The organism is Terriglobus sp. TAA 43, assembly GCF_000800015.1.
Lineage (GTDB): Bacteria > Acidobacteriota > Terriglobia > Terriglobales > Acidobacteriaceae > Terriglobus.
On sequence record NZ_JUGR01000002.1, the window covers coordinates 146,434 to 171,445 of the forward strand.

Annotated in this window: 13 protein-coding genes; 4 read left to right on the forward strand and 9 right to left on the reverse strand. The window is 53.1% G+C overall.

Annotated elements, in window-relative coordinates; translation table 11 throughout:
- Positions 1-96: 96 nt before the first annotated feature.
- Both M504_RS21465 and M504_RS15275 read right to left on the reverse strand, forming a co-directional pair.
- Positions 97-1,536: a toll/interleukin-1 receptor domain-containing protein gene (locus M504_RS21465; protein ID WP_052200892.1), complete on the reverse strand. Its 1,440-nt coding sequence runs from the start codon at positions 1,534-1,536 to the stop codon at positions 97-99.
- Positions 1,537-1,759: 223 nt separating this feature from the next.
- Complete coding sequence (locus tag M504_RS15275; protein WP_052200893.1) at positions 1,760-2,200, reverse strand: DUF4231 domain-containing protein; 441 nt, start codon at positions 2,198-2,200, stop codon at positions 1,760-1,762.
- A gap of 426 nt (positions 2,201-2,626) precedes the next feature.
- Between M504_RS15275 and M504_RS21470 the strand changes: the two genes are divergently transcribed.
- A complete protein-coding gene (locus tag M504_RS21470) occupies positions 2,627-5,539 on the forward strand; it encodes a TIR domain-containing protein (protein ID WP_052200894.1) in 2,913 nt (970 codons plus the stop codon).
- Between the two features lie 324 nt (positions 5,540-5,863).
- Here the strand turns inward: M504_RS21470 and M504_RS15285 are convergent, their stop codons facing one another.
- Together M504_RS15285 and M504_RS22135 are read right to left on the reverse strand one after the other, a co-directional pair.
- Positions 5,864-6,715: a hypothetical protein gene (locus M504_RS15285; protein WP_047495372.1), complete on the reverse strand. Its 852-nt coding sequence runs from the start codon at positions 6,713-6,715 to the stop codon at positions 5,864-5,866.
- Positions 6,716-6,993: 278 nt separating this feature from the next.
- The gene (locus M504_RS22135) at positions 6,994-7,155 is read right to left on the reverse strand and encodes a hypothetical protein (protein ID WP_156993900.1); all 162 of its coding nucleotides are present in this window, start codon (positions 7,153-7,155) and stop codon (positions 6,994-6,996) included.
- Positions 7,156-7,277: 122 nt separating this feature from the next.
- Between M504_RS22135 and M504_RS15290 the strand changes: the two genes are divergently transcribed.
- Genes M504_RS15290 through M504_RS15300 form a run of 3 tightly spaced genes read left to right on the forward strand, consistent with a single transcriptional unit; the run spans position 7,278 to position 13,034 of the window.
- Positions 7,278-8,309 (forward strand): ATPase domain-containing protein, encoded by a 1,032-nt coding sequence (locus tag M504_RS15290; RefSeq protein WP_047495375.1) that lies wholly within the window; start codon positions 7,278-7,280, stop codon positions 8,307-8,309.
- The gene (locus tag M504_RS15295; RefSeq protein ID WP_232296314.1) at positions 8,270-9,814 is read left to right on the forward strand and encodes a DNA polymerase Y family protein; all 1,545 of its coding nucleotides are present in this window, start codon (positions 8,270-8,272) and stop codon (positions 9,812-9,814) included. The genes M504_RS15290 and M504_RS15295 overlap by 40 nt, the downstream gene beginning before the upstream one ends.
- Complete coding sequence (locus M504_RS15300; RefSeq protein ID WP_047495381.1) at positions 9,807-13,034, forward strand: error-prone DNA polymerase; 3,228 nt, start codon at positions 9,807-9,809, stop codon at positions 13,032-13,034. Before M504_RS15295 ends, M504_RS15300 begins: the two co-directional genes overlap by 8 nt.
- A gap of 749 nt (positions 13,035-13,783) precedes the next feature.
- On the opposite strand, the gene M504_RS22755 is transcribed toward M504_RS15300, so the two are convergent.
- The 5 genes from M504_RS22755 to M504_RS15330 all read right to left on the reverse strand — a co-directional run bounded on the left by M504_RS22755 (position 13,784) and on the right by M504_RS15330 (position 24,997).
- Positions 13,784-14,458: a hypothetical protein gene (locus tag M504_RS22755; protein ID WP_047495387.1), complete on the reverse strand. Its 675-nt coding sequence runs from the start codon at positions 14,456-14,458 to the stop codon at positions 13,784-13,786.
- Entirely contained in the window at positions 14,458-19,728 is a 5,271-nt protein-coding gene (locus tag M504_RS15315; RefSeq protein WP_047495389.1) for an RHS repeat-associated core domain-containing protein, read from the reverse strand. The genes M504_RS22755 and M504_RS15315 overlap by 1 nt, the downstream gene beginning before the upstream one ends.
- Before the next feature lie 331 nt (positions 19,729-20,059).
- Complete coding sequence (locus tag M504_RS15320; protein WP_156993902.1) at positions 20,060-21,745, reverse strand: hypothetical protein; 1,686 nt, start codon at positions 21,743-21,745, stop codon at positions 20,060-20,062.
- Between the two features lie 392 nt (positions 21,746-22,137).
- On the reverse strand, positions 22,138-22,785 hold the full coding sequence (locus M504_RS21860; protein ID WP_198137653.1) for a site-specific integrase: 648 nt from the start codon (positions 22,783-22,785) through the stop codon (positions 22,138-22,140).
- Between the two features lie 679 nt (positions 22,786-23,464).
- Complete coding sequence (locus M504_RS15330; RefSeq protein ID WP_156993904.1) at positions 23,465-24,997, reverse strand: hypothetical protein; 1,533 nt, start codon at positions 24,995-24,997, stop codon at positions 23,465-23,467.
- Positions 24,998-25,012: the final 15 nt, after the last annotated feature.

Genomic DNA, 25,012 nt, shown 5'->3' on the forward strand with positions numbered 1-25,012 from the left:
ATTTTTCGGGACTACTTGAGCGATTGGCACTCGTTCAAGTGGGTCACTCACGGTAAACGCTCTTCTCGTCAGCAATCCCAACTTACAGGAAGGGGTTTACCGTAACCTAGTTCTTGAAAGCGCTTGCCAATGCGCGAACTCGAGTTGAGTGCCGAGATCAAGATTCTTGGCGTCTAGAGAAAGTCCAATCTCGCCAAGGCCCCCCTGATGAATTTTCTGATCGACCCAAGTCAAGAGTTTCTCACTCAATTGAGCTTGGGCATGCTGAGGTTGACCTAGGGTCTCCACATCGTAGAACAACTCCCCGCGCGTTCCCACTCGGAATCGATCAGGATACTTTGCGACTTGGCTAACGTAATTCCAAGCGATGCGTCCTTCGGCAGCCATAGCAACTAGCTGAGGCATCAGAATAGTATGCAGAACCTCTTTCGACTCCAAAGGCTTTTCGTAACGAATCAACACTGATGCTGGAAAATACAGATATTTCGTTATCCGGCTCTCATGATAAAAATCCATGTCAGTCCAAAGAACGTGTTCACGCCCCGCGTTTTTGGAGATCAGAACAAGACCAGGCATGAAGTCGCAGCCGTAATTTGGGATGTACTCGTTGAAAGGTATAAACCAATCTGGATGCCCCATGTTGATCAGCAGCATTGAGGCAAGCTGAGTTACGTGTGCGGCCATTTCAGCAGAAATGTAGGCTGTTAGGAACATTCGTATTTCGGAGCTACTGAGTCCTGCATTGGCATATCGATCGTCTGCAAGATCCCGAATTATGGCTGCGCAAATTCTAATGCCGGAAGCAAGACGAGTCGTCTCAGGTTTTGAGAGCTGTGCACTAAATAATTCGCGGGTTTGTGCTTTAGCCTCCTCCGAAATACCCGCTGGCCATTGATTCATTTGAATCATTCGACAGTTTTCTGAAATCCAACTGGCTACAATGCTTGGCCATTCGATCTTGAGCGGGAGCTCGTTCAAAAGAGCAGATTCTTGCCACCTGAGAAACGGACCCAGACTTTTCGTAAAATGCTCGACGTCAGGATCTAGTAACGAACGAAACGTTAGTTCCGCAGGAGATTGAAAATCTGCTTTGCGTGAGTCCAATGCCACTTGCTGAGGCGATATGCCGAGTTTCGTAACAACTAGATCGGCAATCGCTACTATGGAATGACTTTGCAAATCCAAATACGCAGTGGTTGGGAGAATACCGGGAATTTCAGTGTCGTCAATCCGAACCGGAAGGATATACGCCTCATTCTCTTGCAGAGCCCGCGCCTGCGCGCTCCGTCGTTCGTGAGAGGTCCAGTTCTTTCTTGCGTACGCTGCGGAAACAAAAACAATGCAGTAGCGTGCGCGCTTACGATAAACCTCGTCGAGGTAGTCGTATAGATTTCGGCCCCACAAATCGTGCTCGACGTCAGCGTCATAAAAGACTCTGACCCCGCGTCCTGTTAGTGCACGATTCAGCGCGTCGGCGTGTTTCCTATCCTCGCCGGCAAATGAGAGCGCGATGTCGTAATCAGGCGTGATCTCCATATGCTGAGCTTAAGCGTATTCAAATATAGACGAAGCTGAGAAACACAGGCAGCCGAATTATCGACTTTCTGGACCAATGGCCTTGGAACCAATTGTTGCCTTGAACGCCAATTCACTCGCTTGGTCTCCGCTAGTGCTTTGGCGGCGCCTGGCAGAGAACGAGATTAAACCAGCGCTACACACCGAGATCGTTCGCTTATTGTTGAAGTTCTGCAGCAAGAGATTAAGGTCGTTTGGTCGCGGCGGTGAGTGCCGTAGAAGCCCACTTTGCGTGCTCCTGAGAGACAAGCGACTCGACACGCTCGGCCAGCAGAGCATGGGGATCGCTTACCTGCGAATACGGGGATGCTTTACCGAGATAGACATATTTCTCGTGCCGAAGTGCTTCGCACGTTGATCGGTAAGCAATCCAATTGGCCTGATACTGGTTCAAATGAAGCATGCCTTCGAGTAATGTGATCAATATGCCGAGCAGGGCTGCTATCTGATTCCCATGCGGAATGGATAAGGTTGCGAGGAAAGGGATGAAGGCGGCAGCAGCGATTTCAGTCACCTTGATACGCTTGAACATTGCTTGATCTCGCAGGCTTTTCCGGTCATACCAGTTGATCTGGTCTTCCAAGCGAGCCATTGTGGGATCAATCTCTCCGACGACATTTTCCATGCCGACATACTAACAAAGAGTTCTAGGACATCAATTGCGTCGTAGTAGTGGCTCACCGCTTCAGATACTCAGGTGCAGGCGATTAGTCGATACGTCTCCGTCATCGCTTTACCGTTCGCGCGCGATCGGCTTCCACTTAGGTCACCCACTCTTCCTGTCAGGATCGCCTTTCCCTTGCAGTCGGGCGGCGGACCGTGCATTTTGGAAATTGAGCCGGGTAGGCCGCCGCCGAGATTTCTCTTTTCTGGGAGCATCTTTACGCCGGACCCGATCACTAACGAGAAAGTCGACTTCTCAGAAAACTTCCGAGAAGATAAGAACCCCTTAGTATTTATTTCAAATGCAATGGTTTAATGGTGGCGTCGCAAACCTAAGACAACCTGTTCGTGTTTTGAGCCTACTATTCCAATTTCGAGAAGGGCTTTCGTGGCAGAGGTATTCATTTCTTACTCCCGTCGGGATCGTGGGTTTGCCCACAAGCTGCTCGCCGCCTTCCAAGTAGAGGGGCGCGAAGTCTGGCTCGATGAGAAGGAAATCGAGGTTACATCGGACTGGCTGAATGAGATCTTCAGCAACATCGAATCTGCCGACAATTTCCTCTTCATCATCAGCCCGGACTCGATTGCCTCGGCCATCGCCCAGCAAGAGATCGATCACGCTGCAGCCAACAACAAACGGATCGTTCCAGTCTATTACCGCCCTGTTCCAGACGCCGACATCCCTCAGGCCGTCGCCCGGTTTCACAGGATAGACTTCACCTCAGCGGCTGATTTTGATTCAAGCTTCGCCACGCTCGCAAAGGCTCTCGATACCGATCTCGATTGGAAGCGAACACACACCCGCCTGCTCACTCGCGCCAAAGAGTGGGAGCGGAGAGAGAAGGACCACAGTTTTCTGCTCCGGGGTAAGGACTTGAAAGAGGCCGAGCAATGGGTGGTCAGCAGCACAGCAAGAGATCCCCGGCCAACTAGCCTCCACTCACAATACGTCTTGGCCGGCCGCCAGGCGACAGCAAACACGTTGAGGATGGTCATCGCAGCTATCGCCGTTGCACTCGGAGTCGCAATTGGTCTGGCGATCTTCGCATTCATCCAAAGGCATTCTGCTCGGACCCAAACAAAAGAGGCACAAACACAGAAAAAAGTCGCCGATCACAATGCAGCAGAAGCAGCCATACAGAAACAAGCAGCACTCTCAAACGAAACCAAGGCGAGACTGCAAGAAAGTATTGCCGATGACAAGGCCGCTGAAGCGACACGACAGCAAGGCATCGCAGAAGCGGAGAAAGCCACTGCCCAACGCGACGCAAACGAGGCCAACGCCAGAGCACTGGCTGCCTTCTCGATGGAAAGTCTCAATGACGATCCTGAGAAGAGCATCCTCCTTGCCATGCAGGCGGTCTACGCCACACGACGTTTCGGCCAGCCTACAGTAGCTGTCGCCGAAGACGTGTTACACCGAGCAATCTTGTCGTCTCAAGTACGCGAGACTTTGCGGGGGCACACCGGCCACGTGGATAGTGTGGCTTGGAGCCCCGATGGTAAGAAACTGGCCACGGCGAGTATAGACATGACCGCGAAAGTGTGGGATGTGGTCGCTGGACGGCAACTAATAACCCTGGAGGGGCATACCGGTAGTTTATCGAGCGTGGCTTGGAGCCCGGATGGTAAGCGGTTGGCTACCGTGAGTTGGGATCGAACCACGAAGGTCTGGAATGGAGAAAGCGGGAAGGAACTGCTCGCACTCAAGGGTCACAGCGGACAAGTGTGGAGCGTGGCTTGGAACCCCGATGGCAAGCGGTTGGCCACAGCAAGTGACGATAGGACCGCTAAGGTATGGGACGTGATCAGCGGGAAGGAACTGCTCACATTGAAAGGCCACCTGAACGCCGTGACAAGCGTCGCCTGGAGCACGGATGGCAAGCGGCTCGCCACAGCGAGTACGGACAAAACCGCGAAGGTATGGGATGCGGCTAGCGGGAAGGAGTTGCTCACCTCGAAGGTTCACGACGAGCCTGTGTGGAGCGTGGCTTGGAGCCCCGATAGCAAGCGGTTGGCCACAGCAAGTGACGATGAGACCGCCAAGGTGTGGGATGCGGCCAGCGGGAAGGAACTGCTCACATTGAAGGGCCATGAAGGCGCCGTGCTAAGCGTCGGTTGGAGCCCGGATGGCAAGCGGCTGGCCACAGCGGGTAATGACAAAACCGCAAGAGTTTGGGATGCAGTGAGCGGACAGGACCTGCTTATCCTAAAAGGCCACACCGACCATGTGGAGAGCGTGGCTTGGAACCCAGACGGCCATCAGCTCGCCACGGCAAGTTGGGACGAGACCGCGAAAGTCTGGGACACCAACCGACAAGAATTACTCACCCTGAAGGGACACACAAACAATGTGTATAGCGTCGCTTGGAGCCCGGATAGTAAGCGGCTGGCTACGGCGAGTGCGGACAAGACCGCTAAGGTGTGGGATGCGGCCAACGGAAAAGAACTGCTCACCCTCAAGGGACACACCAACTACATACATGGCGCAGCCTGGAGCCCGGATGGCAAGCGGCTCGCCACAGCGAGTAGCGATGAGACAGCCAAGGTATGGGATACGGCTAGCGGAAAAGAGCTGACCACCATGAAGGGCCACACAGATGAGTTGTTGGGCATAACTTGGAGCCCGAACGGCGAGCGCCTGGCCACTGCTAGTGGGAGTGGGGTGAAGGTTTGGGATGCGACCAGCGGAAAGGAATTGTTCACTAGCACCGAGACCGCATTGGATTTGGCTTGGAGCCCGGATGGTAAGCGACTCGCCGCGAGCGATAGCTTGACTGCGAAGGTGTGGGATACAGCCAGCGGGAAGAGGTTGCTAACCCTGAGGGGTCACTTGGATATCGGCATTTTAGGAGGGACGGTGTATAGCGTGGCCTGGAGTCCTGATAGTAGGCGGTTGGCTACGGCGAGTTCTGACAAGACAGCTAAGGTGTGGGATGCAGTTAGCGGGAAGGAACTGCTCACCCTCAGAGGACACAACGATGCCGTGTTCAGTGTCTCCTGGAGCCCAGACGGCAAGCGGCTAGCCACGGCGAGCGCGGACGGGACTGCGAAAGTGTGGGATGCGGCCATTGGAAAGGAGCTAGTCACTCTGACGGAGCGCACTGAGCCAGTGAATAGCGTGTCTTGGAGTCCCGACGGCAGACGACTAGCAACAGCAAGTGAGGATCAGACGGTACAGATTTATGTGACCGATGTCCGCGAGTTACTCGATCTAGCACGCAAACGTGTCACCCGCGCTCTCACTCCTGACGAGTGTGAGCGCTACTTTCAGTCGTCCAAGTGCCCGCAGGTGCCATGAAATAACGTGGCCTACTGCATTTAGCGTAAGAGCACATCAATCTGTCCTCTACATTCCACACTCACCGGCCAGTCGAGTTCGGCATCGACAGTTCTGTCGGGCAGCGTACGATGCGACTAGTCAGCCTCCAAGCGGTTCTGCGGACGACCTGCGTGGCCGTATGTAAACCTAGCCGGCGAGAAGCTACGACTGTGGGGCAAAATACGTTGGCATCTGTATGCATGAAACAGATTGCAGTGATCCGACTAACTCGGTCTTCAATTGACGATGTCAGGCCGATGCACTCGTCCCCCGCCGTGCGTGAGCTCATAACCAATTCTTTGGCTATGGCTGCGCAATGCCAGCAATATCGGACAGCTTCGCCTTCAAGTGGGCTTGAAGATGGTTCAGGCCCTCGCTATTGTTCAGGTATTTCAAGAAGCGTAGATGGCGTAGATCAAATGGAATGTCTGATTCGGCCTGTGTGATCAAGATGACGTCCCGCCCCAATGTATGAGCAACGCCTATTTCATAAAACACATTGGCGTTTCGGCCGCTGCAATCGCACACGATCACCTTGGAACGGTCTATGAGCGAAACAACATCCTGAATGATGGATGCGTTTTCCCAGATGTCATCCGCACGACGGCAGTGGAAGCCAACCGCCTCGCCTGCTCTCTTAAGCGTTTCGTAAACTTTATCGAACTTCATATCGAAAGGCATCATTGCAGACATCAGATTCGGATCAATTGTCTCCACTTCAGGCAAAGGGAACACCTTGGGTAGCTGTCTGCGGCGATTGGCCCTCTTGAGCAGGAAGCGGTACAGATCAACTCTCTTTACTGACCAATGTGTAGTTGAAAACTCGAATTCCTTGATATCGAGATCTCTTGCAAACTCCTGTAGTACTCCCTGCGAAACAGGCGGAACATTCGGTTCGTAGTTGTACTCAAGCGTTATGTACCTGCCGTCGAGCCTCGCATCGGTGATTATTCCTACTCGTGCTATCTGGCTTTTCTGTCTATCCGTCTCTTCGACAAAGAGCGCTGGAAGCTTTATCAAAGCGTCCAGGTCGGCTTTCGAATCTGGCGCGAAGCGTTGCTCGAGCGAGTCTTCCGTATATTGCAAAACCCTGCCGGCAGGCAGCGAATCACGACCATCTCCCCACGGGCCATACTTAACGAGAAGATTAAACACACTGCCTCCTAAGAACACTTATTTCTCAGGCTAACAGTCTCCTCCGCGGTGGCTCCAATCGCGAAGCCGCCATCAAGAGCTTCTAACGGATGTTTCCGATCAATAACAGAACATGTCCTGCTCCCCATCAGGGAGACCTTCTTTCCTATTGGCGTGCAGGCGCAAACCGCAGAGCTGAGCGCCAAGACGCGGGAGGAAACTCCCCCACTCTGCTCGTTTTCCTTTGAGGTATTGCGCGATGTATCCCCGGTGCACTTCTGAATATCCGTGACTGGGCTCTAGAAGTTGCGCTGTACGTCACGAGAAATCTTGATGTCTTCGCCTTCGGCGCGTCGCCTGTAGGCGTCTTCAAACGCTTCCCAGTCCACTTCAGCGCCATAACGCTTGGAGAGGTGATCGAAGTGTTGTTTGACCCGTGCGGAGTAATACATCGGTCCCATTATAGATTTTCGCCAGACATTCGCCACACAGAATCAGTCACTTGCGCGATTTTGCACAGTTCGCAGGGCAATCTGCGTCTTGACGCACAGCCTAGGCAATAGGCGAATATAAGGCGAATACGATGCATTCAAGCGCTACAGTTCGCCACCAGATTGAATCCGCTCTTTCGCAGAGGATTCCGTCTGCCTTAACGCCCCCGCAGCGGCAGGTACGCCCCGTCGTTTCGACAGGCATTGGTGAACTCGATGAATTGATTCAAGGCGGCCTGCCGGTTGGCGCGGTCACGGAGTTGGTCGGTAGCGAATGCTCTGGAAGAACGTCAGTGGCTCTATCCTTCCTCGCACATGTCACTTCAACAGGCAAAGTCTGTGCGTGGCTCGATGCTTCCAACACCTTCAATCCAAGTTCGGCGGCTGCCGTGGGCGTCGATCTGAAACGGCTCTTATGGATTCGTTGTGGCGTCCAGGAGAGTGTTGTTGCGCAGGAGACGCGGAAGTTCACATTGCCGGGAGCTTGTTTTGCGCCGAAGGCAGTGATGAAGGGTTTGCATGGTGGCGGCCATGGGACGCACCCTCGTTCGGAGGTCAAAGGGCTGTCGGCGGCTGTAGACCGTTTTTTGAGTAACGAGGCGATTGCTGCCCGTTGTGCAGAGCCGATTGCGAAGCAAAGGCCGATACCGCAGCAGTACGAATCGAGTCTTGTCCCTGCAACAAAACCGATGCGGTCAGATCGTCGCGCTCGTGTTTACGATGCCGTCGAACAGGCTTTGAAGAGCGCAGACCTCCTGGTTCAGACTGGCGGCTTTAGCGCCATCATTCTCGATCTCGGCGGCATAAAGCCAGAGGTGGTTTCTCGCATCGAGCTATCCGCCTGGCATCGCTACCGTGTTGCCGCAGAGCAGACACAATCGAGCATTGTGCTTCTCTCGCAGTATCCATGTGCAAAGAGCAGTTCGGAACTGCAACTCCAACTCTTGCCGATGGACAACACGCGCGAGGAAAGAACGGTCTTCACTGGGCTAACCGCGCGAGTGGAGATACTACGTCAGAGATTCGCCGAAACGCCGGCGAAGGTCGTTCCGATGCGTAAGCCTCCTCAACGTGTTCGTGAGGCTTGCTGGAGTCAAAGAACGACCTGGGTGGGGCCGCGATGAGTGTCCCGGAACTCTATGCCTGCATTTATGCCCGCGAGCTTCCCGCCCAAGCTCTGGTGCGTTTGCGGCCAGAACTCCATGACAAACCGTGCGTGGTGATTGAAGGCGAACCACCATTACAAACTGTCTGCTCATTGAACATGCGAGCCCGTCTGGTTGGGCTGCGTCGCGGCATGACGAAGGTCGAAGTAGACACGTTCGAAGGTGTCATCGTTCTTTTGCGGTCACAGCGCACGGAAGATGCTGTGACGAGGATTCTTCTTGAGTGCGCAGGGTGTTTCACGCCGCGTGTCGAGGATCGCAGCTTCGATGGTGCTTTCTTGTGTGCTCTTGATATCGCGGGCACTGAAGCCCTCTTTGGACCGCCATTGATGCTGGCGAAACAGCTCCGCCAGCGGTTGAGGTCAATAGGCATCTCCGTCGTCGTGACGGTATCAGCAAACTTGCACACGTCGATCTGTCTTGCTAAAGGGATTACCGGAGGCATTCCTATTCAGATTGTTCGGCGAGGCGATGAAGCGAAGGCTCTCTCCATACTGCCTTTGACCGTCCTGGATGTGACTGAAGCTCAGCAAGAAACATTTCAAGCATGGGGCATACGAACAGTAGGCGCCCTTGCTGCGTTGCCGGAGAAGTCGCTGATCTCGCGACTTGGACAGAACGCAAAACGTTTGCTTCAACTTGCGAAGGGGCAACACCCGCATCTTCTTCAACCCATCGACGTGCCGTTCGTATTGGAAGAACGAGCGGGGTTGGATATGCCGTTGGATGATCTGGAGTCTCTGTTATTCGGCCTCTCAACGATGCTGGAGCAACTGATTCTCAGGGCGAAGTCGCGTGTATATGCTCTTGCATCGGTGAGAATCACTCTCTGTCTGGATGGCGGTGGAACACACGAACGAGTTGTAAACCCTCGTGTCCCCACGAACGATAAGCAGCTCTGGCTCAAGCTCCTCCACCTCGAACTTCAGAACCACCCTCCACAGTCAGCGATTCTTGCAGTCGATCTCCATGCTGAACCGGGAGAGACGAGCAAGATGCAACTCGGCCTTTTCTCTCCGCAACTGCCTGAGCCAGGCCGACTCGATGTCACGCTTGCGAGAATCACTGCGATTGTTGGAGAAGGCAATGTTGGGCAAGCCGTGCTGGATGATACGCGACGGGCCGGAGACTTTCATGTAGAAGCGTTCTGCATTCCTTCGACCGAGCCAGAGCAAACCGAGATGCCATCGCGGCTATGCCTCCGCGTCTTGCGACCAGCGGAGCGCACAACCGTACAGCTACGGTCAGGCAGACCGCGCGAAGTCTACTTTCGGCAACGCCGATACATGGTGGAAGAGGTGTACGGTCCCTGGTTGAGTGGTGGGGATTGGTGGGACGAAGCAATCTGGGGCAATGAGCAGTGGGATGTGATCGGAAGAACAAGCGATAGCGGCTTCCTTGCTTGTCGCTTGGCGCACGACTTCATTCAAAACGACTGGCGTGTGGCAGGTCTTTATGACTAATCGCTACATCGAACTGCACGCAGCAAGCGCCTTCTCGTTCCTCGAAGGCGGTTCTCAACCTGAGGCATTGGCCGAACGCGCCTGCGCACTCGACATGCCTGCGATGGCGCTGATGGATCGCAACGGCTTCTATGGCTCAGCAAGGTTTCACAAGGCCGCTTCCGAGAACAAGATCATCGCTCATGTCGGATCAGAAGTTGCGATCACCGGCTTTGGTCATCGTCTTGTCCCGCCTGTTTGGCTTCCGCATCAACATCTATCGGAACCAGTGCGTCTTCCATTGCTTTGCGAAACACGAGAGGGCTATCAAAATCTTTGCCAACTCATCACGCGCTTCAAGATGCGGGAGAGCACAAAGCAGGAGGGCTCCGCAAGACTTGCGGACATGGAAGACTTTAAGCGAGGACTTATCTGCCTCACGGGTGGCGATGAAGGACCGCTGGCCGCTGCGCTCATGCGAGGTGGAGAATCCGCTGGACGCGAAACAGTGGAACAACTCGTTCGACTTTTCGGTCCGAACAACGTTTACGTCGAACTGCAGCGTCATCGCGAGCGTGCGGAAGAGTGGCGAAATCAGGCAGCACTACGGATCGCGGAATCACTCCGACTTCCGGCGCTCGCGACCAATGGAGTACGCTATGCAACCAAGTATGATCGCGAAATTGTCGACCTCTTTACTGCGGTGCGTAATCACCTACGTCTCGATGATGCCGGACGTCTTTTAGCTTTGAACAATCAACGGCATCTTCGTCCAGCGAGTCGTATGGCGGCTCTCTTTCGCGATGTACCTGGAGCGATTGAAAACACAGCCGAACTCTCATCGCGGCTTCAGTTCCAGCTCTCGGATCTGGGTTATGAGTTTCCGCGCTATCCAGTCCCCGATAGCGAGACGATGGACAGCTTCCTGGAGAAACGCGTTGATGAAGGCGTTGCACGGAGATATGGATCGAAGCGCAACACAGGACTTCTCGAACGCGCAAAGAAGCAGGTCGCACATGAACTGAAGCTGATTGCGAAATTAGGCTTTGCAGGCTACTTCCTCATCGTGTGGGACATCGTGGAGTTCTGTAAGAAGCACGGCATTCTCATTCAGGGACGAGGGAGCGCCGCCAACTCTGCCGTTTGTTATGCGCTTGAGATCACAGCAATTGATCCTGTCGGGATGGAGCTCCTCTTTGAACGCTTTCTATCGGAGAGCCGCGGAGAGTGGCCAGACATTGACCTCGATCTGCCTTCTGAGGAGAAACGCGAACAAGCCATCCAGTACGTATACGAGAGATATGGACAACTTGGTGCGGCCATGACTGCGAATGTCATCACGTATCGTGGCAAATCTGCAGCACGTGAGGTTGGTAAAGCTCTCGGCTTTGATCCCGAATCTCTCCAACGTCTTTCAGGGCTGGTAGCCAATTACGAATGGAAGGGTCCAAACGACACGATGACTCGTTCGTTTCAGAACGCAGGCTTCGATGTGCAGCATCCTCGTATTGCGAAGTACCTGGAGCTCTGCATGCGAGTGCAGGATCTTCCGCGACATCTCGGACAACACTCCGGCGGTATGGTGGTCTGTCAGGGAGCGCTGGACAAGGTCGTTCCTCTCGAACGAGCATCAATGCCGGGACGAACCGTTGTGCAATGGGACAAGGAAGACTGCGCGAACCTCGGCATCATCAAAGTCGATCTCTTAGGACTGGGGATGATGGCTGTTCTAAAAGACTGCCTGACGCTGGTACCGCAACACTATGGAGAAACACTCGATCTTGCGCAGCTTCCAGAAGACGAAGAGGTGTATCGCACACTTCAACGGGCGGACACGATCGGGATGTTTCAGGTTGAAAGCCGAGCGCAAATGTCCTCGTTGCCGCGCAATCGCCCTGAGAAGTTTTATGACTTGGTAGTTCAGGTCGCCATCATTCGCCCAGGTCCAATCGTCGGGAAGATGATGCATCCCTACATGCGGCGTCGACAGAAGCAGGAAGAGGTCAGCTATCCACATCCTTCGCTGGAATCCACATTGAAGCGAACACTCGGTGTGCCTCTCTTTCAGGAACAACTACTGCGCATGGCGATGGTCGTTGCGAACTTCACTGGCTCAGAGGCGGAAGAGTTGCGTCGTGCCGTCGGCATGCGCCGCTCCTGGGAGCGGATGAAGAATCTCGAAGGTCGCTTACGCGAAGGGATGACGGCAAACGAGCTCGATACCGAGACCCAAGAAACGATTATTCAAAACATCAGTTCTTTTGCGCTGTATGGCTTTCCGGAGAGCCACGCCGCCAGCTTCGCACTGATTGCGTATGCTTCGGCCTTCATCAAAGTGAAGTATCTGGCTGCATTCACATGCGCCATGCTCAACAACCAGCCGATGGGTTTCTACAGTCCGTCAGTAATCGTGGAAGATGCGAGGCGTCACGGACTAAGAGTGAAGCCCATCGATATCCAAGTCTCCGATTGGCCATGCTCTGTCGAGCATGAGGAGGATTATTCCTTATCGCTACGCCTTGGTCTCGGATACGTCCGCGGGCTACGGAGTCAATGTGCAGACGCTATCGTGCATGCGCGAATGCAGGCACGGTTCACGTCGGTGGATGATCTTGTCCTTCGAGTTCCACAATTGAATCGGAAGGAACTATCACTACTAGCAAATGTCGGGGCTTTGAACAGACTGGATGGGGTGGAGCATCGAAGGGATGCATTGTGGCAGATTGAACGAGCAGGCCGTTTGGAAGGCCCGCTGCTCATGCAGCAAAGCCAATGGCTCAGGGAGGAATCCTCCGAGTCACCGTTGCTTCCCATGACCGCAGAAGAACGATTGGTCGCCGACTACGCCGTCAGCAGCGTAACGACGGGACCACACCCGATGTGGTTTCGTCGTCAAGAACTTCAACTCAAGGGCTATCTGAGGGCGGTGGATCTCGCTCATCGCCCCGACGGCTCCTATGTCAGAACTGCTGGCCTGGCGATCGCCAAGCAACGACCAGGCACTGCATCTGGAGTTGTGTTTCTCTCAGTCGCCGATGAGACAGGCGTCTTCAACGTCTTCGTTGGCCCTGGGTTCTTTGAGCAACACCGACAGGTGATCACAACGGCCAAGTTTATCGCGGTCGAAGGTCCTCTTCAGAAAGAAGGACCGATCATTCATGTCATGGCGAGTTCCTTCAAAGAACTCTCACTCGATAACGCCACAGGAACTCTTCAGGTGACTTCCCATGACTTCCACTAACGATGGTTCACGTGTCGGTGGATATCGGAATGAGGTCGATCAACAAAAGCTCGGGCCAGCTTTGGTCATAACCGCAGGTCTCATTCTTGGGATGAGAACAATCCGATGGGAAGCCACACACAGCGATGGGCTTGCAGGAGAAGAATGGGAAAAGGAGGTCGAACACAGCGCAAGAGTGGCGAAGCGGATGCTAGGCTTTCTGGTCTCCCGATACCCTGATCTATTCCAATCAAAAAAGGTACCCTGGTACGTCGCTACAGACGAAATCTGTCCAAAGTGAAACAATCGCGCTCAAAGCATCTGCGATATGCAGAGACTACGAGGATGGGGCCTCGATGCAACGTTGAGATCGCGCTCGACTCATAGTAGAGACACTATCCCCAAGCTCGACGCCCGAACAGTTTCATCACGAAGTGGCAATTGATTCCTCAGATTCGCAGACAAGCTGATGGAGATGCCGTGCAAGCCATGTCTGAGCGCGATCGACGCAAACCGGCTACAGCATCACGATAAAACTCAAAAGCACATCGGCCCCGCGCTCGATCTCTCAACTGGGAGACGGGTGCGGGGCCTTTTCTGTTTCCAGACGGACTAATCTCCCATATGGATGCCGTGCTATTTCAGGGCGTCCTGTTGCGGTCTTCGTTTCTTTTCGATGTTCATCGCCTTCTAAGGCACCAGATCCTACGAGAATGCAGTGCATCCTCCGGTCACCAATGATGATAGGACTAACAGGCTTCAATCCGTGATCAAATCACACGATCATAGCTGACTAGGCAATTCGGGAGTTCTAGCTGCAATGCGGAGACTGCCTCGGGAGAAATATTGGGACAGTTATCAATGGAGAGCGATGTTAATCCCTTGATCTTGTAGAGGTAGGAAAGGCCATCATCGGTAATTGCGTTCAACATGCTTAGGCGAAGGACCTTGAGATGTAAGGCACTCATTGCTAGGCTTCGCAAGCTCGCGTCTGATAAATTCGCAAATTCAGGTAAGATCAGCTCTTCTAAATGGGGAAGACGGGCCAGGGCGAGTACACCCTCGTCTGTTATTTCCTCACAGTTTCGAAGAGATAGCTTTGAGAGTGATCTGGAACCGGACAGAATCTGGAGCCCAACATCTGTTATTTGATAACAAGAATCAAGTACTAGGCTGCGAAGCTGTGGCAGGGAGCTAAATGTATTCAGGGCCGCATCTGTGATCTGATTGCAATAACTGATATCGATTGATTCTAGAGTCGTTAGATTGCTGAGAAGAGCGATCGAGTGATCCGTTAATGAGTCCGATCCACTCAGTGAGAGGTGCTTAAGCTTTAGATGCTTGTCGGATAGCAATTTTATCCAGGCATCCTCTGCCCGATGAGCTTGGATCTCCACGGTTTCCTGAGACAACTGATTAATGTCTGAAATCGAGTTTATAGTCATTAGAATGTCGTTCCTGCTTTGATAAAGGCGGTGCCAATGCGTGGCATGCCATTGATTACATTGCCGCGAACTGTGACGTTGAGCCCACCGACTGAGACTTGTTGTTCGAATTGCCCGGTAGCGGTCACCTGTTCTTTCGTCGCCTGTTCTAAGGCACTGTAAGCGGCTTCTTCATTTCCGCCGAAACGTCGGAGCAATACTTCTAGGTTGTGTCCACTCTTGGCGAAGAGATGATGAATTGTATTTGATCGTCCTGTACTTGAGCCACCACCTCCTGAGCCCCCGCCCGAGCCACTCCCCCTACATATAGCCAGCCCTGCAAGGTTACCTGCAAGTGCACCGCCAGAAGAAAACGTTCCGAAGGCGGCAGGTGCAATCGCGGCGTCACCCGGTCCCGTCGCAAGGCCAAACGCACTAACCACAACGGCTCCCCCAGTACCGATTGCGGCCCCTGTGCCAGTTTGGCGAGCCATACAACCTGGGTCAACTGGTCGTTGGATATAGCTCTTAACCGCCTCCGCCGCCATAGCGAGTTGGTTGAATGTCGCCATCGTTATTTGCATTAGCGTTACTGGATTTATCTGGAAAGGACCATCCTCTTTAGCGACGACGGTGATCTGGTCGGTCATTTTAGCAACGGGGCATGCGCCAGCAACGGTGCCATCGCTGCAAGCTCCCCTGCCACTCGCTCCCCATTCGGCCATGTGTCCATCTGCGTCGCTTGCGTTAACAGGATTGTTGCCAGCGTAGGAATAAAGATTGAGGCTTTGTGGGTTCTCTAGACTCGCATACGGAACCGCATCGGGATCGCTGCTCCAGTCGGGCGACATGAAGCGTCCCATATTGCTACTCAGATACCTTGCCCCGAAGTAATCCAGCCCCGATTCTGCGTCTCTTTCTTTGCCGGTGAACTTGTAGTGATTGTCAGTTGGCTGGTTGTCAACTTCTTGGCCGAACGGATCGAACTCTCCTTGCCACACCGGCCAACCTCCAGCCGCGAAGTGGAGCTGAGTTGTTCCGAGATGATCGCCGACATAGTACGTAGTATTAAGCTGAACCAGCGCTGCGTCGCCCGCACTGTTGGAGTGCTCGACATTGGCACTGAGATTCGTCATACCTCCTGTACCAAAAGGCGACAGAGAAATCGTCGGAAGACGGTTATAGATTGGTGTCACCGTCCCTTTCAAACTTACAATGGCGATCTCAGCAAACCATTCATCCCAGTCGCCAGGCTGAGTCTGCCCCTCCACCCCTATCCAACTGTCGTACACAGTCTTTCCCGCGAAAGCACTCAGATCGACTGTTCGGTTCACCCACTGATTGTGGGTTGTCAGATTGTTCATAACCTGACCGCTAGTGTCGGAAGTTCCCCAGTTCGTGTTCGATCCGTCGGTAAAGTTGAGGGTAAGCCCACCGATTCCAGTTCCATACTGGTATTGCCGCCAAGAAATGGTGTCACCAGCCTGAACTGTATAACCACTGAGTGGAAGCACCCAAGCCGCCGATTGCCAGCCGCACCCTGAACATTGGGTACCGTGAAGATGGATGCGCTGATCGTAGGAATCGGCACGAGCAATGCGCTTCGTCCCCGCATAAATATAGTCAGAATAGCTCGTGTCCTGCTCACGCTCTTCGAGAACCTGGCCATCGAAAGTATAGTATTCACGCCAGTTGCCACCAGTTGTGTCGGAACGAGTGCGTTGTCCCAACGCATCATAGGTGTATGCCGCTGCCTGGTAGTAAGTGTTGTTGTTCTGCTGTGTCCAGACTTGAGAGATGCGACTTTCCGCATCCCAGACGAACGCTTTTGCATCCGTGTTTTGGTTGCCGGTACACAGCACGTTTCCGGCAGCGTCATATCCGCCTGTTTCGCCATTCTTCCCATAGCAATTGAATTGATTGGCCAACAGACGGTTGTTTGAGTCATAGGCTTGGGAGGCGGATGCTGGACCTCCCGGCGCAAGCTGCAGGAGATTGCCAAGCGAGTCATAGCTGTAGTCGAGATGCCGATAGTGACTAGCCATGTTGGGGGCAGTCCATGCAGTTAATCGGTTCAACGCATCATAGCTAAAATTCTGACTATAAAAACCTCCCAAGGCGTCATTGATATTCCAAATATTGCCATTGTTACCGGCAACCGCGTTGCATTGTTGTCCTGAGACATTGCTGGTCCCGTAGAAATACTGTCGATGATTAAACGTAGTTGACGAGTTGTACACGCGGCTCTCGCAGGTCTGAAGACGACTATTCTCTCTGATCGTTTCTGACGTTCCATTACCATACACATACGTTTCCGGACTTCCATCAGGATGGTAGGAGATTGAGGATACGAAGGCATATCCGGGGTTTGATGGCCCTCCTGTAATGCTCGACAATCTACCAGCGGAATCGTATGTCTTGGTAATTTGACGACCGCTGGGGTATGTCAACGAGGTCATGTTGCCAGCGAGATCGTAAAGCGCACTCGTATAAGTGATTCCACTATTCGCGTTTTGCTTTGTCTGAATACGTCCCATTGCGTCGTACGCGAACAAATAACCGACTGAGGTATAGTCGGATGTTTGGGAAAGCCTTCCTGCGGCATTGATGCTATAGGGTGCTGGAAGAGTGTAGCCTTGGATCGCTGTCCCGTCGTAAGAGTAATACTGCGCTCGTGTGCCATCTGAGTATGACCTCAACGTAACGCGATTTAACACATCGTACTGCGAGATTGCCGTGATTCCACGCGCATCAGTCCTTTGAAGGAGGTTGCCGTTGCTGTCGTAGAGATAGCACATACTCCACGAATTTCCCGGTACTCCGGAACAAGTGCGACCGCTCCCAGTTTCTAGATTGTATGAAGCGAGCAATCGTGAAGCAGAATCATAGGCGAATGATCGGGTTCGACCACTTTGGTTGACACTCGTAAGGTTGCCCAGAAGATCGTAGGTGTAGTTTGTATAGGCTCCTCCAGGCTCTTGAACCTGCGTTACGTTACCCCAAATGTTGTAATCGCGTACGTACGAGTTCTGAAGTTCATCTGTACTAGTTACAGTCTTTCCCGAATACGTTGTGGATGTACTTGAGACACCATCGCTCTCCAATACTGAGTTCTGTCGATTCAGCGAGTCGTATCCATAGGTAGTTACGCCGTATGTCGAATCTGAAGTTGAAAAGTATGGGTTCGAGACGGTATGGACCCGCCCTAAGGAGTCATAGCGAGTATCCACTGTTGCGTTGTTTGCAAGCGTCTGTGAATAGAGCCTTCCGTATCCGTCAAGCGTCCTTGTCGTTGTGATTGAGGGATTGGGGTCCGCCTTGGTTGTGCTGGTAACGACAACATGTCCACCGGAAACGGCATAGGTCGTAGTTTGGTCTGCCTGAAGATTGTTAGCAGAGTCTCGTGAGGTCGACCCAGAAGATCGCAACATGGAATCGTAGTGGTAAGTCGTTACCACCCCATTCAGATCGGTGGCTGTTTCTTGAGCTCCTGTGTATGCATTGCAAGTCGATGACTCTGATAGCGGTGCAGATGCGCCTGGTACGGTGTACGCGTACCTGCGCTTCCAGAGACAAGAGTCGGTGGATGGATCGTAATCAAAGTACGTCCAGTTTCCCAACCCATCTTTCTGTCCGGTCACTTGACCAGCGCCGTCATACTGCCAGCCGGTGTCAATGGTGCCTCCGGTAGTGTTGAGCCACACGTGTTGATCCGTGCGATTTCCCTTTGTGTCATATGCATAAGACACCTGGCTAACGATCTGATCGCTTCCGTTCTTAACGGTGACACTATGAACGCGATCCGAAATGTAGTTGCTGAGGCTTTCGTAGGACGTAAGTGTCTTTTTGGTTGGAGTAGACGCACCGAAGTCATACTCGTCGAGTTCAGTGGGTAGAGAAACTGAATTGAGGAACTCGACGGTTCTCGACGTGGCACTACCACGAGTGGTGGTTGTGTCGATCTGAGAGACAACGCCGTTGACGTTCGAACCTCCACAATTGCTCGTTGCACCGTTGTAACAATGGGTCATCGTTTGGATGGCCGTTCCAGACGCAGAATTTCCTTCGTAGACAGCCCGGCTAGTCTCCAGAAATCCAGCGAGTCCTCCAACGAAGTTGTATGTGGTCGTCCGAAGCTGCTCACTGACCGTCGTTTGACGCCAAGCAAATCCAGATTGGTCATTAACCCAAACACCGTTTCTGGAATTGTCATAGGTGACGGCACCATCAGAGGTCGTTCGGGCCAAAGACGAGATATAGGGATTGAAATTGCCGTCGGAGTCCCTGTCTGGGCCATCGGTATACGAATAGCTAATCGTTCCGCCTGTCGGCAAGGTTACAGAAGCTAGACGGCCCGTATACTTGCCGCTGTATCGGACAGATGGCTCGTAACTGAACGCGTAGCCGGTCCCGTCGGGGAATTGAATTGAGGAAGGTAGATATACCGTCGCACTTCCAGTTGCCTGCAACAACGCCGGACTGTAAACAGGGTAGCCCTGCGTATTGATCGTGACTGTCTGTGTGTTGCCCGAAGTGTCCTTATACGAGACTGTCACCGGACTGCTCGAAAGGTATATCCCACTGCTAGTACCTGAAATGTTCAGATAGCTTCCGGCAGGATCACTAAAATGCAGGCCGTAGGTATCGAGGTAGATTTGACTGCTGTTGCCATTGCTATCCGTGGTCGAGCAAATATCGTTTCCATCAGAAGATTGAGTGCATGATATTCGCGCTCCTGAAGGAGTCCCTATAACGTAGTGCGTTCCGTACGACGTAGAGATCAGCAGATAACCCGAACCATCCGTCGCTGCGACCGGACTTGTGAGGTCGGTGAAGTTACCCGTGCACCCGTCATAATGAGCGCGGAATGGAAAATAGTGGATGTACCCAGAGTTATCCGTGACGGTGTAGTCGAAATAACGATCTTGCGCGTTCTCTATCAACGGGCAACTGGGGTTGCCATCCATCTCGGCCGTCGAATGTCCGCTCGCGGATGCCGAAGTGTCAAGTGCCAGCCGCCAAGCGTGGCTTCCAGGGTTGACGATCGTCGATCCGAAACCATCGTCGAGGGCGCCACCGTCGTAGACGAGGTGTACGAGAATGTCCGTTCCGGCTCCACGTTCCTTGCGGGTGAAGAGCGGAATGTCATAGTGCACCGAAAGCGTGGCGATGCTGATGTTGTCAACGCCAGCGTTGTAGGTTCCTAACGGTTGGATCCCAACCTGAGAACGAGCACTAGTGAGAGACAACAGGGCCAAGGCATAGAGGAAAACATTTCGCAGTTTCGACATCGTGCAACCCGATCAGGATAAGTAGCACGTAACAGCCGCAGAGATCCTGAATGCCTTTGTTGGCATCTCTCGTCTCTGACTACCGCCGTGGGCGGCCAAACTAAGGAGTTTGGCCAATATATGTCATGAGGAATGCGACGTAAACCAATCGTTGTGAAAATCTCGTCTTTATCTCGTTGTCCCCTAGATCAAACAGTTTCCCGATGACAGAAAAACCCAGCTATCTTAGCTGGGCTTGTATTTGCTGCTCGTTGATCACCCGTTCGCGGAATAGCCGGGATTTACTCCCAGCTATCGTTTTGTCAAACATTGTCGATCATCTTGCGAGGGGTTAACCTCCGAATGCTCCGGCGGCGGCAGCACCGGATATGTCCGGTGCTGCTGGGAGAGCTTTACTGATACCACGATAGAACTGCGAACTGCTGTTGTCGCCGGGTTGTGGCCCGTCTTCTGCCTCTGACGCAGAGACTTGTTCTGCACCTGGATGTGTTTGGATGAACAGCGCGACCTTATCTGGAGGAATGTTCGCGTATGTTTGGCGATTGAAAGTAAATGTCGCGGGTGTCTTCTTGATAACGCTTCGAAGCACCATCTTCTCTGAATTTGTGTAGGACGTGGAGGAGCTGATTGCCGCCAGAGCGTCTGCCTCCGACATACTCCCTAAGACGCCGAGACCTCTGTCTATCAGACTCATGTCAAACCGGTCTTGCCGGTTTTGCTGCACCGCGAACGCTTGGTTTACCAGACCACGCCACTGGCCAATCTGTCTCATTGCGTCTGCTGCGTAATTGCTTTTGTCAGAAGGATCGGCAGTCAGTACGTCATGAACAGTCTTCTCGGCACCTTCAATCAGCTTGCCGAGCGACTCACCAATCACGACCTTGTCACCGGCGTCCAGTTTCTGGAAGTCACCGCCGGAGTCAGTCAAGTCCTTCAGTGCTTTCGGCAACATCTGCTGTTGCTTCAGAGCAAGCCCAGCCATCTCCATCTGCTTCCTGGCCGCACCGGTTTCCGCCCACGCATGGGCGGTCTGCGCCGCAGCAAGAGCCTGTTTGGACTTGAACTCTTGCGTTTGCTCGTCAGCTTTTTGGCGGACAAGGTTGTCACCGAACAGCTTGGAGTCGAGACGCTTCAACTCGATGTAATGGGTAGCGTCGATCTCCTTGCCGGGCTTCAGAATGTTGAAGACCTCGGGATAGGACTTGTCCATCCCGTCCTTCTTCCATTGGTCGATGGTGCCTTGGGAGACTGGCACTTTACCCTTGGGGTCGTAGGCGGAATAGGTGTATTGATACGTCGGTTTGCCGTCGGCTCCGGTAGCCAGTTTCACACCGGTGGCTTCCCAATCAAAGGAGGAAGCGCCTGGGCGATTCTGGATAAGATTCTGCATCTCCACTTCGGGGATTCCCTTGAAGACGGGGGCGAGACCGGCGGCGTCGAAGTCAGCGAAGTGCTGCTTGCCTTGTTCGGCCAATTTCTCGTGTTGTTCGAAGTCCGCGCCTTGGGTCATCATATTCAAGCGAAGTGTCTCGGAATTGGCCTGCGCAACCTGTGCCTTGCGTAGAGTCTCATGCGTGGCGAAGGCATCCTGTTCTCGTTGGTCGCGGTTCTTCTCCAACTGCATTTGTTGGGAGTGTTGGTTGTTCTGAAAGTCCTGCTCGGCCTGTTGACGCTTCAACAGGTCCTGTTGACGAGCATCGTTCACGGCTGCGGCGCCGCCACGGGCAAGCCCACCGACGAAACCTTGGGCGGGATTGCCATTAGCTCCAGCGGCACCGCCCAAAAGCGCAGCGGTCACTACGTTCCGAAAGAAGTGGCCGGGACTCGTTGGTGATTCAGTGGCAACAGTGTTGCCGTTGTCGTCAACGGAGTAGGTCGCCTGATGTCCCATCAATGCTTTGGCCACTTGGCGAAATACATCGTTGTGCGAAGTATCAGGTGCTACGGGCTGCTCCTGGGCAACTTCGACAGGCTGCGGCCGGGACGGGGTCAGGTCGGGTATCGAAGCAGTACCCATCAGAGGGCTCGGAGGGATGTAGGGGGAGGAGGAATCTATCGATTGGTCAAATGGCATAAGGGGAGGTGGGTTCTTTCGTCTGAAGAGACGTTCAGTTCATTGAACCGAACAGTGGGGCTGGCTTGTCGGTCATGCCGCATGGATGCGGATTAAGTGCCAGCGTGGGGCCAATCTGGGGCCATTAAGGGGCCAATAAGGATTTCGACCCGCTTCTTTTCGCGTAAAAGGGTGTTGTTCTGTTTTGCTAAGTTGTTGAAAATGCGTTCCACAGCGTTTTCGCAACGAGGAGGTCAGCGGTTCGATCCCGCTCAGGTCCACCAAATAAATCAAGCATTTAACTTGAATATCTGGGTCACGAAACAGCCGTATACGTCTCGTGGGTCACGAATGGGTCACGATGTAGCAACTTCGTTTCCCAATACAAGTGAAGCGATCATGCTGCCGGCGTCACGCTTCTCGCTTCCCACCGTCTGCGCATATGTTGCTAACGTCATCTCTGCGGTACTGTGCCTCATCAACTCCATGGACACACGCAAGCTGACGCCACTGGATAAAAGCAGACTGGCATAGCTTCGACGAAGCGTGTGCCAACCGAGTTTGGGCTTCACAATCTTGGCGCGTTCAATGGCCGGAGCCACGTTCCTCCGCCACAGTGTTCCGGGCCAATAGGGTTGCTTTCCGAAAGAAACACCGGAAGCAAACACCCAATCGTTAGCACCCGTGTATGAAGCCTTTTCCTTCCATTCCTTGAGTGCTTCCAAGGCCGGTTCTGGAATTGGCAACGGTCGACGTGAAGACTCAGTTTTAGGTAAGCCCTTAACACCATCCACATAGGATCGACGAACGTGCAAGATACCACGGTCGAAGTCTACGTCTCCCCACTGGAGGCCGAAGATTTCTCCCCTCCTCATCCCCATAACTGCGGCGATGAGGAATGCTGTCCTTACAGGCTCAATCCCACGAAGTTCGCGGAGGATTTCTGCGATCTCCGCGGGTTCAAGAATCTCTGGCTGTTGCGCCCGACGCCTGCTCTGTCGCACGCTTGCGAATTCAATTCCCTCAGTCCGCTACCCCAATCCTTCAAAGCCCCGTCGCGCGTGCTACAAACAAAAGCCTCTTCTCACAGCTATCAACGCCGACAGCGCTCTAATCGCAGAAGTCCAGGCGTATTGCGATCTCACTGGAGCATCGCTGCTCGAATCATTGAACGAAGCGATATCGGATTGGCTGCAAACTTCCGCGATCACCGTATGGAATTCTTTCTAGCCGAAAAGAACGCTATCCTTAGACCCGCGATCGAAACCTCATTCTGCGATCATCCTGTGCAATGAACTTCTCCTTGCGAAATTCAACGTCGGTCCACTTTCTGGAACGATGGCGCGTTCTTCAGGGATTCGCTAGTTTCGCTTGCAGAGACTGGCATGAATTTCTGTGAAAAGAATAGCGGTATGGAGAGCCAGCAGGGCAACTTTCCATACCGCCAAACTCGTTCGTCAGGGGGATCGCACCTATGAGCCTGTCGATACTAATCCCGTCGATGAGCGCATTGATGATTTCCATCATGTGGCATCCCAAAGACATGCCACAGAACCACCCCCGCTGTCGGAAATCACATCCCTCGATAGCCGATGATAAAGTTCGATTTGATCTAGCGTGCGATCTAGGTAAACGAGCGGATCGCGATATGAGTGGCCGCTTGGAGGAGAGTATCCGATGGAGTCAAATTGTGGCGTAACTTTGGCGAACTTTAAAGCGAATGTTTGGCTTCTCGGAGTACAACTCACGGATTGCGGCCGACATGATGGTATTTTTACTAATGTCGTTATAGGCTGCCATTCTCCCCCAAGTCGAATGCCAGACGTCCCCGAAAACGATCGCTTCAACCATCTGGGTATTGATATCCATTAGCCTCAAGAGCCGAACCGATTCGGTGTCGGTCGGATTTATCCAACTAAGATATTTCCCGTCCGCGGTGCCAACGTATCGCACCCAACATGGCGCAGCATTAAGCCAGATTCCAGCATCCCCGATCATCTCCGCGGGATTGACAAAGAAATTCACGCGACCAGCATGGCCAGTCAGTGTCAGATCCCCTACCTGCTTTTCGAGATCATACTTCCGCGGGTCGGCCCGGTGCTCGTCGAAAAGATGCGCACAAATTTTTAGAGACCAGGGATCTCCCAGTCCTTTATGCGCCTTATCAATCCACTCTAAAATTCCACTTCTATCTTTGTCCAGAACACCGCGCGGATGCGGAATTGCACCTCTGTTTATATTGTCGATAATGTGCATGAAGCGTAAGGCGGGACAGAGCTGTTTGGCCGACCCGAGCGCCAAGGTATCGGCGTTGATTTCTTCTAGTACCGGAACCTGCATACTCGCGAAGGCTACAAGCGCGACGCTCTTATAGAGCTCGAAGCCTTGCTTAAACACGTGTGCGCCACTGACATACTCGTCGAGTGACACAGGCGCCGAGGAGAGCTGCTCAATCGCGAGGAGCAAGGCAGGTTGATCCAAAGCCGCTGGCAGTCGCTTTGGATGTGTCCGCTTGATGTCGATAGAAGTCGTGATCGCTTTCACAAATTCGGCGATAACTTCGATCGTAATTGCGTATGCCTCCATAACAGAACGCGACGTCACCGGGATCCCAATCTCGCTCGGACTAAAACTAACGATCGGAGTTAGTATCTCGGCATTATCGAGCACGCTAACATCCGTTGTGTAATAGAGTTGCCGGAGAAATCGCCGATAATAGAGCGTATTAAGGGTGATGTTCATCCAGGATGAAGAATCGTCATCCGGGGCTAGGAGTCTGAACAGTGATTCGATGTATTCAGAGTTGAATAGCTGTCGCGGGGTTTTGTTGGTGCCGTATCCCAAAAAAAGGGCTTCCAGCGATCGGAGCTGGTCTATAACTTGTTGTCCGCAACGAGCGATTTCGGAAAGGTCCTCGCTTACAACAAGCGGCACTTCGAGTACTCCATCAGAGTGATTTGCAAAGTGATCGATTAACACTCTGGCGATGATAAGCCGTTGATTCTTGAAAAACGTGTGTAAATCTACAAGGCCGGAGGCCATGTAAGAGGAAAAGTGGGCGTGCTCATGGCGAAACTTGATCTTTGAATCTATTGAACCTCCCGCATCAGCATAGATATGAGGCCCGAGTTTCCAGTCACCAATCGCCCTAAGGTATTCAGCGGCGGTATGCGGTACGAACAGTGTTCCACTGAGAAAGTCGTATATCGGGTCCATCGCGATCCTTTTGAA

What these genes read in the sequence shown, in the direction of transcription:
- M504_RS15300 (WP_047495381.1), top strand. Translation starts at nt 9,807, where the DNA reads ATGACTAATCGCTACATCGAACTGCACGCAGCAAGCGCCTTCTCGTTC.
- M504_RS15320 (WP_156993902.1), bottom strand. Translation starts at nt 21,745, where the DNA reads ATGGGTACTGCTTCGATACCCGACCTGACCCCGTCCCGGCCGCAGCCT.
- M504_RS22755 (WP_047495387.1), bottom strand. Translation starts at nt 14,458, where the DNA reads ATGACTATAAACTCGATTTCAGACATTAATCAGTTGTCTCAGGAAACC.
- M504_RS15275 (WP_052200893.1), bottom strand. Translation starts at nt 2,200, where the DNA reads ATGGAAAATGTCGTCGGAGAGATTGATCCCACAATGGCTCGCTTGGAA.
- M504_RS15315 (WP_047495389.1), bottom strand. Translation starts at nt 19,728, where the DNA reads ATGTCGAAACTGCGAAATGTTTTCCTCTATGCCTTGGCCCTGTTGTCT.
- M504_RS15330 (WP_156993904.1), bottom strand. Translation starts at nt 24,997, where the DNA reads ATGGACCCGATATACGACTTTCTCAGTGGAACACTGTTCGTACCGCAT.
- M504_RS15290 (WP_047495375.1), top strand. Translation starts at nt 7,278, where the DNA reads ATGCATTCAAGCGCTACAGTTCGCCACCAGATTGAATCCGCTCTTTCG.
- M504_RS21465 (WP_052200892.1), bottom strand. Translation starts at nt 1,536, where the DNA reads ATGGAGATCACGCCTGATTACGACATCGCGCTCTCATTTGCCGGCGAG.
- M504_RS22135 (WP_156993900.1), bottom strand. Translation starts at nt 7,155, where the DNA reads ATGGGACCGATGTATTACTCCGCACGGGTCAAACAACACTTCGATCAC.